Consider the following 9,716-nt stretch of genomic DNA (forward strand, 5'->3'; position numbering starts at 1 on the left):
TCCCATGACGGGACGGACTTACTATAGTTCAGTGGGTGAATTTAAAGTTTTGTACGGGAAAAATCGGACATACTTTCGACCAGCCGCCGATAATGAAATAGTGCGCGATGACCTCTTCATAATGAAAGATCACAAGACCGTCGCTCAATTCGTGGATTTCATATATCAGTATGGAGGTTCATTGGACGGCCCCACCTCATTCAACTGCCTACATCATTATAGAGAAATAAGCGCTTCCCATTGATAAGCCGTGGGGTGCTCATACTCCATCGTCCCCATCGCATTTCGCCCCTGAAACATGATAGGCTCGCGCGCGGCCGTCGTCGGCGCCACGATCGGCGGCAGCAGGAGACCAGCCAATGGCCCGGAACGACGACGATCTGTCAGCGCTCGATGTGCTCATTGTCACCGCGCTTATAGGCCTCACCCTGGGCGTGGGCTGGAAACTGTGGGGATCGCTCTTTAGCTCATAGGTGCCCTGGCGGTTATCGCGAGGCTAACCCACAGATCGTGCAGCCGTGGTCGACCTGGCCGCACATCCCCCTCACCGCAGCAAAGGCGGCCGCCACGCCTTCATGTCCACATCATCGCTGACCTTGTAGGGCACGCCCTTCGACGTCAGGAATAGCCGCTCCATCTCGGGCCGGGTGAAGGGCCGCGATCCGAGGCGTCCGAATACGGCGATCTGGCCGCCCGTTTCGTCCACCGCCCGGTCGCGGTCCAGGCCCTTGGATAGCGCCACCGCAGGGGTGGGCGTGCGTGCCCAGGCGATCAGTTCGGGCTTGGGCGCGGGGGAGAAGCCATAGAAATTGGGTTGGCTCGCCGGGCTGGTCAGCTGGATCACCTTCATGCCGTTCCGGCCGTCCGCGACATAGGCGAAGAGGGAGGCGTTGGTGGTGCCGACGATGACATCCTCCACGTCGGTCATCTGTCCGCCGAACGTCTCCCTGGCATAGAGGCTGGGCTTCAAGGGATTGGTGATGTTGACGATCGCCAAGCCCTCGGCCTTCGCCGCGACATAGGCATAGGTGCGCGCCAGATAGATGCGGCGCGCGTCCTTCAGCGGCACGGTTGCGGATGAGACGGCCACCGGATCGGTGAGCTTCGTCACATCGAACAGTTTCAACCCGTCGGCGTCGGTGACCCAGAGGTAGCGGAACTGGATCGCGCTCGCCCGCGCATCCTTGAGCGGGCGGACGGCGGCGAGGCGTGGGTGCAGCGGATCGGCAAGGTCCACGACCACCAAGCCCACGTCAGCGGTGATATAGGCGATTTGCCCGGCGAGCTGGATATGTCGCGCGCCGTTCAGCACGCCATCGGGGTTCCAGGTGACGGCGCGCTTCAGGAAATTATTGCGGAACTCGCCATCGGCCATGGTCTCGATATTGACCATGATCAGCCCCTCGACGCTGTCCGTCACCGCCGCATAGCTGTAGATCGGCAGGAAGGGCTGTTCCTGGTTGATCTCGCGCAGTTCCTTGGTGCTGCGCAGCGGGTTGATCGGCTGATTGGTCGGCAACGCCATGCAGGTCGCGTTTTTCGATACGACGCCCGTATTGTGGCCGAGCTTCGAGAACGGCCCGCTGACGATCGGCTCGGAAAAGCCCTTGTTCGCGATCGACGCGACGTCATAGACGCGGAAGCCGCCCTTCCCTTCGGCCACATACATATATTCGCCGCGCAGTTGCAGGCAGCCGACGCGATCGCGCGTGCCCTTCACGACATTGCGGAATTCCTCGATCGGCTGCGTCTCGCCCGAACCCTTGCTGTCGAAGAACTTGCCCCGGACCCAGTTTTTCAGCTCGCGGCCATTCTGCTCGACATGCAGCTTCCAATAGTCGGGATAGGCATATTTCTGGAGGTAGGACCCGATCACCGCCTGCGGCTCGTCCCATTCGGTGACGCGGATCGCCTCGAAGCCGCCCTCCAGCCCGGTCCACGCATTCAGCCCCACGAAATTGACGAAGTTCGTGCCGAGCAACATCAGCTGCGACATGATCGCATTATTGTCGTCCTTGGCCGACAGGTGGCAGTCGGAGCAGGTCTTCGTCTCGGTCTTGCGCACCGTATGCGGGAAGTGCGGCGCAAACGCCTGTGACGAGAAGCCGATGCCCGAAATCGGCGGCTGTTGGATATAGATGCGCTCGCGGTTGATGTTGGTCGATGACAGCACCAGCGCGGACGTCGACCGGACAGGCGCCGTCTCATTCCCCTTGGTCGTCATATGCTTGCCAAGCTGGAACATCTCGTCGCGCGCGACCTGCGGGTTGTAGGTGGCGAAGTTGCGCGTCTCCTCCCCGTCATAATGGTGCAGCGAGGTCTTCCAGTTCGCCTCGATCGGCAGATGGCAGCCGCCGCAGCTCGTCGTCCAGCTCAAGTGACAAGTGAAGCAGGCCATGGAGTCATCGCCATGCGCCCGGTCGTCCTTGGCCACGCCGGGGCCGAAGGCGAAGCTGCCATCCTCCGCGCCCGACTTGCTCATAAGCTTGGCGCGCGCCGCCTTCGCATTGAAGTGGGGATTGGCGGCGTCCACCGAATCCTTGACGAGGCTGACTTCCCACTCAAGGCTGGGATCGACGATCGACCGCTGGATCAGCTTGCGCCGCCCGCTCGCATCGTAGAACCATTCGAACCGCCGCTTGCCATCCGGGTTGCGCAGCAACGCCAGGTTGGTGCCCTTTGGCGGGGCGGCCGGTCCCGAGGTCAGCAGCGTCGGATAGGCGTCAGCCGTGCCGTGGCAATCCTTGCACCCGATCTCGATCGCGTTTGCCACCTCGCCATAGATGAAGCCGTTGCCATGGCTGTCCTGCGCGAAATGGCAGTCGGCGCATTGCAGGCCCTTTTCGGCGTGGATGTCCATGAGGTGGACGGACTTGCCCGGATTGACGCCGGGCTGGACGAACTTGCCTTCGCCCTTCTTCCGCCATTTTTCGGGATCGTCGTTCGACACGATCTTGCCGTCCGCATCGAGCAGATTGCCCTCCCGGTCGCGCTTGAACACGCCACGGAAGTTCCAGCCATGGCCGTGATAGTCGGCGAACTGCGTGTCCTTCGCCTTGTCATTGAGGTCATAGACGTTGCGCAGGAAATCGAGGTCTGCCCATTTACCCTTCGGCCCGGCCCCTTCCGGATTGCGCTCCAGCGTCTTGTGAACCTCGGCTGCGTCCGGATATTTCTGCTTCTCCGGCCACATCAGCGCCGCGTCGGATTCATAGTCCCACATGGTGTAGCCGAGATAGCTGTTCAGGAAGATATTGGGCTGGTGCATGTGGCAATTCATGCACTGCGCCGTCGGGATCGCGCGCGTGAAGGTGTGGCGGATCGGATGCCCGCTTTCCTTGACCGCGCCGATGGGATGATCCGGCGTTTCGTCATGGGCACCCTTCAGCGCGCCATGTTCCATCTTGTTTGCGATGGTCGGGTCCACCGTCGCCGTCTGCCCGTCGCGCCCATATTGCGCATAGGTCAGGCTATGCCTCGGCTCGCGGTCGTTGGCATAGACGACATGGCATCCCGAACAGCCCGAATGGCGATAGTCGCCCGGCTGATCATTGGTCCCCATGAACCACATATAGGGGTCGTTGAGGCGCGTCTTGTGCAGGTTCAGCACCGGGATCGCCACGCGCAGGCCCGTCCCCGGCCCCCGGCTTGATTGCTTGAGGTCGGGCCGTCCCGGTTCCTCCAGCCGCTGGATGGCGCCAGTGGGATTGGGCAGGCCGATCTCCGGGAATTGCGTCGCGATATTGCGCCCGCCCCGCTCGAACACGCGGAACACGTCGCCGGGCGGCGTCACCTGCCAGTTGGGTAGCGGATAGAGTTCGGCCAGCGCGCCGCGCGCCTTCTGCTCGGCCGTCAGCGTGCCGGGGGGCGAACCGGGCGAGACGATCTTCGCGGGCTTGCCATCCTTGGTATATGCCTCGCCGAAGATGTAATTTTTGAACGGCACGATCCCGTTATTATAGGCCGCGCCGCCCCACAGCATCGCGCCCGACGCCATCAGGGACCGCTCCGCCGCCTCGATCGTCTGCATATGGCACGACCCGCAAGCCTCCCGCGCCACGCGATAGTCGCTGGGGTTCACGAAGCGCACGAACTCCGGCGCTTCGCGGTTGAGCAGGGCGTAAGTCCGTTTTGGGTTCGCCGAGGACGGATAATGCCAGCTTCCCGGATAGCGCGGCAGCACATGCGCCTTGTCCCGCGCCGCGACATAGGCGGGATCTTCGAAACCATGGGCGGGATCGCCGCGCACCGTCGCGTCGCCGCCGTGGCAATCGACGCAGCCCAGCATTACGGCCGGGGTTGCGTGCATCGACGGTTCGTCGGTCTTGGTGTGGCAGCTATAGCAGCCATCCGACTTGGCCGCGACCTGATCGGCGGTCTGGCTCATCGGCGCGGCGGGTGTCTTGGCGTAAATCCGCTCGACCGGCTTTTCCGCGTCCGAGGCGTGGAGGATGACAACCGGCACCGTCATCGCGGCTAGGATCAGCAACAGAAAGGCGAAGAACGGCCGCATCAATAACTCAGGATCAGGTTGCCGAGCACCGAATAATATTCCCGGTTGCGCTCGCTATTGGTGAAAAGGTCGCGGAAGCCCGCGCCCGGCAGCAGGGTCGCGCCCGACAGGCGAAACACGATATTCTGCGTAGCCTTTGGCCGCCAGATCGCGGCGGTGGACAGGTCCCAGCCGATCGACTTGGGAATGCTCCCCTCATTGCGCAAAGCCTGCAAGGTAGCCGTATTCTCAAACCACAAATGGTTGGCATTGGCCGACAGCCGCAGTTCCGGCAGCACGTCAAAATCCGCCCCCGCGCCGATCAGCATCGTGCCCGGATTGTTGAAGTTCGACTGGCCCTGCTCCTTCGAGGAGCGCAGGGAGTTCAGGATGCCGTTGCGCCCATTGATGCCGATGACGCGCCCACCGCCCGCAAAGGGGATGGTCTGCCTGATCCAATAGCTGGTGTCGGCGCCTGCAAAGATCGGGTTCTCGAAAATCGCGTCGAAGCCGTTTTCGCGATTGTCATAGGGATCGCCATCGCCGCTCGCATAAAGTCCCGACAGGCGGAAACGCATCCAATCCTTGTCGATGCTCGCCTCGGCAGCGGCGAAGAACGCCCTGATCTGCGCAGGTTCCGAGGTGAAGAAGCTGTTCCGATCCTCCCCCAGCGCGCCGTAAACAGATGCCGTGAGGTTGATCCGCCCGACCCGCCCATCGGCATTATAGCCCAGATAAACGACATCATAATCCCGCCCGCGCAGGTCGCCGAGCAGGGCTGGCCGCACCGGAAAGCCATTGTCATCAATCTCGATCCGCCCGGCCTCGCGGTTCATATTATAGACGGCGGTGATCTGGCTGGTGAGGCCGGGGATCAGGAAGTCCTGCCGGTACAGGTTCGCCAGAAACACCCAGTCGCGGCGCGGCGACTGCACGACGGAGTTCAGGCCGCTGTTCGTATCCTTTTCCAGCCGCCAAAAGGCCGCGAGGTTGAACTGGAAACGGTTATTGTCGCGATTGCCGAACAGCCGGATACCCAACTGCTGGTCGTTGAACAGGAAACCGCGAAAATCCGACTGGAACGGCTGAATGCCGACGCGGATCGAGCGGAAGTCATAGCGATCCGACGTATTCGCCAGATGGTAATCGATGAAGGCTTCCTGCACCCCCAGAAAATGGTCTGTCCGGTGGCTCGGCTTCGATGGCTCGACGAACAGCACCCGTCGCTCGGGCACGTTCACATGATTGATATTATAGGCCAGCGTCAGCCGATATTCGATCTCCGGCGGCTTGAACGCGGTCGATCCCTTGATCAGCGCCACGCCGCCGATGAAGGTCTGGCTCAGCACATAGCTCGCATCCTTGCCGAACACGTTGATGCTGCCCGGCCGCTCAGTCGTCTGGACGCCGACGGGAATGGGGAAGGTGCGCGGCTCGATCACCGTATCGCTCACCGCATTGGCGACGAAGAACCAGTCGTCGCCCTTGATCGGCAGCCACTTGACCTTCTCGCGGTTGATCGGCCGGTCGCCCTTCAGCGTGTTCTGGCCATAGGGGTCGAACCAGCGTTCCTTGACTACGCCGAGCGATTCAATCAGCCGCCAGCGATCCGGGATGGGCACCTGATCGACCGGAAAAGCCTCAGGCGGCGGCGCGCGCACGGCTCCCGGATTATCCTGCGTCACTGCTTCGGGCAGCGGCGTTTCATAGCCGGGCCTGCGGCGGCCCTCGATCGATTGATCATCGGCACCCGCTTCGGGCGCGTTCAAAATCTCTTCCCAATTATCGGGCGGAGGCGGCGGCACGGGCTCGCCCGGCTGCGCCAGCGCAAAGAGCGGCAGGAAAGCGGCAAGCCCCATCGCTACAGGCCCTGACACACATTTTGCGACGCGCTGTCGAGGAACGGCGCAAAGGGACAGTTCACATAACGCAGCCGCACCGACGCATTGCCTAGGTCCACGACGATCTGGTCCGCCCGGATCGCGGCAGGGGCGTTGCCGATGCCGCCGCCGCGCTGCCCGCCATTATGCGCGCCCAGGAAGCTGATCATGTCGTCCTGATCGATGCCGTCGCCCGACACGCCGATCGCGCCGACCAGGACATTACCGCGATAGATGGGCACTGAACCGGGGAATATCTGGACGCCGTTCTGGATGCGATTGCCCGCGCCCACGCCTGTCACAGCCGAACAACGCTGCGGCGTGTCGGTCGCGCTCGCGCCCGTCACGAAGCCAAGATGCGCGGCCAGATCACCCACCACCAAAGCCGATTGCAGCCCGGTCGAGAAAGGATTGAACTGCGCGATTGGGCGGGAGAACGGCCCATTGGGACGCCCCACTTCGCCATCGGGGAAATAGGGGCGCGACAGATTGCCATTCGCCCGGTCGGTAAAGGCATGGGTGCCCGTCAGTGCGGATGGATCATTCATGAACGTCCGCGCCTTCCCCACAAAGGCCGCAACATCCGCGCTGCTGCTCGCCAGCAGGTCCGGCCCCGCATGCGCGCCCGAGAAAAACGCTGCCGTCCGCGCCTTCTGCAAGCTCACATCAGTGCCAAAGATCGGCGCATCGGGCGACCGCACGATCCCCAGCGCTGCGCCCCGCGTATCCACCACGCTGATCGTCACCTGTGCACGGCTGTCGAGCGGCTGCCTGATCTGCGCGCGCGCCCGGCTCATGATGGTGAAAGCTTCCTCCAGCACCGCCGTCACCTCTGCGGCGGTCAGCGGCTGCGCGACATCGCCTGCATCGGTCGCCGCCCGGATCGGGAAGCGATTATTGCCCGACCCATCCGTCAGAACAAAGGCGTCACGATTGGAAAACTCCGCCACCCGCGAAGCCCGCACGCCCGAAAGCTCGCTGCCATAAGCGACCCCCGCCAGCACCATCGGCGCAGGATCGCCATAATAGCCGCGCACCGCAACCAGCGACCCGGCGCTGCCATTGAGCGCGGCGAAGCTCGCCGAGCCGCTCGCCATCAACCCCGCATAAGCGGCGTCCGAATAGCGCAGCGACGTGCCGTCCACGAAGATACGATTGGCGCGTATACTATCCGGCGCCTCGAACCCCAGCGTCCCCGCCAGCGCGATATATTCCTCGGGATCATTATCCGTATCGGTGACATTCGCGTCGGACCCATAGACCCCGTCCGCCATTACCCCAACGCCGCCGACGACCACGCCATTTTTGTAAAGCGGAAAGCCGCCCGGATCGGCCGCCAGCCCCAGCGGCGACCGCTTCGGCCCGATCATCGCTTGTGAACCCGACGACATGTAGCGCGCCGACAGGTCCGAACAGGGCAGCTGGCTGAACTGCACGCCGAACAGCGGCCCGCTCTCCAGCCCCACCGTCCCCGGCGCGGGCGGGAAATGTTCCTGCACGATCATGCTCGCCGTGCGCGTCGAAAAGGCGTTGCCGCCGCTCGACAGATAAGCTCCCGTGATCGCCTTGCTGATCGCGCCAGCCTCGGCCGGGACGGTCAGATTCTGCGCGTCGATATTCTGCCCGTTAGGCGCCGCGCTGGTCGTTGCGCTCGCCCGCGCGCCGTTCATGCGGAATACGGCCAGCACGTTACCGACTCGGTCTGTAACCGCGATGACCGCTGGCAGGCTCCGCGCCTGCGCCTCAGCGGTCGCATGCGCTACGACATTCTCCACATCGGCGACGGTTAGCGCCTCCTGCGCCGGATCGGCATAGAGGCGCGTCGGCGTGGGCGTCGGGGTCGGGGTGGGCGACCCGCCGCTTCCGCCACTGCTGCCGCCGCCACCGCCGCAGGACGCCAGCATTAACGCCGACAGCGCCGCGAACGCGCTCAATCTGTGCCGCAATCCGCTCACCGCAATGCTCCGATACTGCGCGCCGCGCTGCCCAGCGCGCTGCGGAAGGTGGCGGGTTGATAGCTGTTGGGCTCCTTGACCGCTGCATAGGCGCGGTTGACGTCCGCCCGGATGCCTGCCGCTGCGCCCACAGTCACGCGGCCTGACTTCACCATGCTGTTCAGCAGCGTATCGATCGCCATCACCGCCTGTACCGACCCTTCATAATCGGTGAAGCGCGGGCTGATGGCTCCACCCGCAATCTCGCCGACGATAGCAAACGCCATGTCGCCATTCGTCTTTGCCCCCGCAAAGCCACTCGCCAGCGCCCCGGCGCTGGCCGCCAGCTTGCCTGCTGCTGCGACAGTTGCGCCCCGATCCCGCGCGATGGCGGCATGGAACGCCCTGCTGTCCGCATCGAACCGGGCCGCCGCGCCTGGGGCGATCACCTTGGCCGCCGCCGATAGCATGATCATATTCTCGTCATTGAAGGGCGGCATGCCCGCCGGGATCGGCCGTCCGGGGTTCGCTTCCCATGTCTTGCTGCGCTCTGCCTGATCATAGATTCGCCGGTGGCAGCTCTGGCAGTCGAAGAAATAGAATTCCGGGAAAGCCCCTTCCGTACCCTTCGCGCCCGCATAGAGGGTCAGTGCGCGCTGCACCGCCATCGGCTGACCCACCGCCCAGAATTTCAGACCGTCGGTCCGCCCCTTGCGCCGCGCATAATCCGCATCCTCGTCGTGATGCGCCTGCATGGAAGAGAAGAGGTCGAGTTCAAACGAGACGCGGGGATGGCCAGCCGCCATCATGCGGTGATCGACGAACTGCCCCGCCCGCTCGCTGCCGAAATGGCAATCGAGGCAGACAGCCGCCCGCGCCTGCGGCCGGTCCAGCGGGATCATCCCCGCCGCGACGTTCGACGCATGGCTCGCCCCGACGGCATAGTGCGACGCGATCCATCCGCCCGCCGCGCCGTGGCACGCTTCGCACCCGACGCCATCGCTAGCCAGCACCCGCGCGCCCGTTGCCGCCGCCGGAGTCGAATGGCACCCAAGGCAAGCGGGCGCCGCCGTCGCATCGCCCAAGCCCAGCGTCGCCGCGATCTGCCGCCCGCGCGCGCCGCTCAGCACCGCAAAAGCGCGACTATGCGCGCCGCCGGGGCTGGAAGGCTCCTGCCAGCGCATCAGCTCATCCTGACGTACGACCTTGCCGTCGCCTTCCATCCGCCCGTGACAGGTGGAGCCCGCGCAGGAGGCAACGCCGGTAAAGCCGCGCGTCACCGGAGCCGCGTCAGCCGCGCCCCGGCCGTCGCCCGGCAAGGCGCACAGCAGCAGAACGAGCAGCATCGCCGCGCCCAGCACTACCATGCCAGCCGCCCGCCTGCTTACTCCGTAGCTCCTGAAGCCCCCC

At 64.0% G+C, this 9,716-nt stretch carries 4 protein-coding genes; all 4 read right to left on the reverse strand.

The genetic code is table 11. The features are described 5' to 3' along the window. Nucleotides 1–544: 544 nt before the first annotated feature. Genes ACWNC0_RS03160 through ACWNC0_RS03175 form a run of 4 tightly spaced genes read right to left on the reverse strand, consistent with a single transcriptional unit; the run spans nucleotide 545 to nucleotide 9,673 of the window. Nucleotides 545–4,513, reverse strand: coding sequence for a multiheme c-type cytochrome (locus ACWNC0_RS03160; protein ID WP_449469533.1), 3,969 nt, complete (start codon nucleotides 4,511–4,513; stop codon nucleotides 545–547). Then, nucleotides 4,513–6,351, reverse strand: coding sequence for a hypothetical protein (locus ACWNC0_RS03165; protein WP_449469534.1), 1,839 nt, complete (start codon nucleotides 6,349–6,351; stop codon nucleotides 4,513–4,515). The genes ACWNC0_RS03160 and ACWNC0_RS03165 overlap by 1 nt, the downstream gene beginning before the upstream one ends. 2 nt (nucleotides 6,352–6,353) lie before the next feature. Continuing rightward, a complete protein-coding gene (locus ACWNC0_RS03170) occupies nucleotides 6,354–8,276 on the reverse strand; it encodes a heme-binding protein (RefSeq protein ID WP_449469855.1) in 1,923 nt (640 codons plus the stop codon). A 47-nt stretch (nucleotides 8,277–8,323) separates the two neighbouring features. Then, entirely contained in the window at nucleotides 8,324–9,673 is a 1,350-nt protein-coding gene (locus ACWNC0_RS03175; protein WP_449469536.1) for a multiheme c-type cytochrome, read from the reverse strand. Between the last annotated feature and the right edge of the window lie 43 nt (nucleotides 9,674–9,716).

This window comes from Sphingobium chungangianum, from assembly GCF_977014255.1.

Coding starts and splice junctions, on each gene's coding strand:
- ACWNC0_RS03160 (WP_449469533.1), bottom strand. CDS start 4,513: ATGCGGCCGTTCTTCGCCTTTCTGTTGCTGATCCTAGCCGCGATGACG.
- ACWNC0_RS03165 (WP_449469534.1), bottom strand. CDS start 6,351: ATGGGGCTTGCCGCTTTCCTGCCGCTCTTTGCGCTGGCGCAGCCGGGC.
- ACWNC0_RS03170 (WP_449469855.1), bottom strand. CDS start 8,276: ATGCTGGCGTCCTGCGGCGGTGGCGGCGGCAGCAGTGGCGGAAGCGGC.
- ACWNC0_RS03175 (WP_449469536.1), bottom strand. CDS start 9,673: ATGGTAGTGCTGGGCGCGGCGATGCTGCTCGTTCTGCTGCTGTGCGCC.